The 1,788-nt window shown below is 66.7% G+C and carries 2 protein-coding genes; both read left to right on the plus strand.

What is annotated here, in order from left to right; all coding sequences use genetic code 11:
- The coding region (oadA, locus tag CWM54_RS27795) for a sodium-extruding oxaloacetate decarboxylase subunit alpha (RefSeq protein ID WP_100699188.1) at nucleotides 1-1,478 on the plus strand (1,478 nt) is incomplete at its 5' end.
- Between the two features lie 15 nt (nucleotides 1,479-1,493).
- Nucleotides 1,494-1,788, plus strand: a 295-nt coding sequence (locus CWM54_RS27800) for a sodium ion-translocating decarboxylase subunit beta (protein WP_206054246.1), incomplete at its 3' end; no start/stop codon positions are given.

Consider the following 1,788-nt stretch of genomic DNA (forward strand, 5'->3'; position numbering starts at 1 on the left):
GCTTTGTGGAGCGCGCCGTCAAAAACGGCATGGACGTCTTCCGCGTCTTCGACGCCATGAACGACCCGCGCAACATGCAGGCCGCCCTGCAGGCGGTCCGCCGCCACGGCGCCCACGCCCAGGGCACGCTTTCATACACCACCAGCCCGGCCCACACCCTGCAGACCTGGCTCGACCTCACCGAACAGCTGCTGGAGACCGGCGTTGATTCCGTCGCCATCAAGGACATGTCCGGCATTCTGACGCCGGGGGCCGCCTTTGAGCTGGTCAGCGAAATCAAGAAGCGCTACGACGTCACCCTGCACCTGCACTGTCATGCCACCACCGGGATGGCGGAGATGGCCCTGCTGAAGGCCATCGAAGCCGGGGTCGACGGCGTGGATACCGCCATCTCCTCAATGAGCGCCACCTACGGCCACCCGGCCACCGAGGCACTGGTGGCCACCCTCGCCGGCACGCCGTACGACACCGGGCTGGATATCCACAAGCTGGAGAGCATCGCGGCGTACTTCCGCGAGGTGCGTAAGAAGTACCACGCCTTCGAAGGCCAGCTGAAGGGTACCGACAGCCGCATCCTCGTCGCCCAGGTTCCGGGCGGGATGCTCACCAACCTCGAAAGCCAGCTGAAGCAGCAGAACGCCGCGGACAAGCTGGACCAGGTGCTGGCGGAAATCCCCCGCGTGCGTGAAGACCTTGGCTTCATCCCGCTGGTCACTCCGACCTCGCAGATTGTCGGCACCCAGGCGGTGCTCAACGTCCTCACCGGCGAGCGCTACAAAACCATTGCGAAGGAGACCGCCGGTATCCTGAAGGGCGAGTACGGCCACACCCCGGTGCCGGTGAACGCTGCCCTGCAGGCGCGGGTGCTTGAGGGCGCCGACCCGGTGACCTGCCGCCCGGCGGACCTGCTAAAGCCGGAGCTGGCGCAGCTGGAAGCCGACGTCAGACGCCAGGCGCAGGAGAAGGGCATCACGCTTGCCGAAAACGCCATCGACGACGTGCTCACCGTGGCCCTGTTCCCGCAGCCCGGCCTGAAGTTACTCGAAAACCGCCACAACCCGGCAGCCTTTGAGCCGGTGCCGCAGGTGGAAGAAGCCAGACCTGCCGCGAAGGCTGAGAAACCAGCCGCCTCCGGCGTCTACACCGTCGAAGTGGAAGGCAAAGCCTTTGTGGTCAAAGTCAGCGACGGCGGCGACGTCAGCCAGCTGACGGCGGCCGTACCTGCTGCATCTTCCGCACCGGTTCAGGCCGCCCCGGCCGGCGCCGGCACCCCGGTGACCGCCCCGCTGGCGGGCACTATCTGGAAGGTGCTGGCCAGCGAAGGCCAGACGGTGGCCGAAGGCGAGGTGCTGCTGATTCTGGAAGCCATGAAGATGGAGACCGAAATCCGCGCCGCGCAGGCCGGGACCGTGCGCGGTATCGCGGTGAAAGCCGGCGATGCGGTGGCGGTCGGCGACACCCTGCTGCAGCTGGCGTAAGGACGAGGAGCGGAAATGGAAAGTCTGAACGCCCTGATTCAGGGCATGGGGCTGATGCACCTGGGGGCCGGCCAGGCGGTGATGCTGCTGGTCAGCCTGCTGCTGCTGTGGCTGGCGATTGCGAAGAAGTTTGAGCCGTTACTGCTGCTGCCGATTGGCTTCGGCGGCCTGCTCTCCAATATCCCGGAGGCCGGGCTGGCGCTGAGCGCGCTGGAAAACCTGCTGGCCCACCACGACCCGGTCCAGCTGGCGGTGATTGCCGCGAAGCTCCACTGCGCGCCGGACGTCCACGCCATCAAGGAGGCGCTGG

It is taken from the genome of Klebsiella sp. D-Nf1, assembly GCF_002810515.1.
GTDB classification, from domain to species: domain Bacteria; phylum Pseudomonadota; class Gammaproteobacteria; order Enterobacterales; family Enterobacteriaceae; genus Klebsiella; species Klebsiella variicola.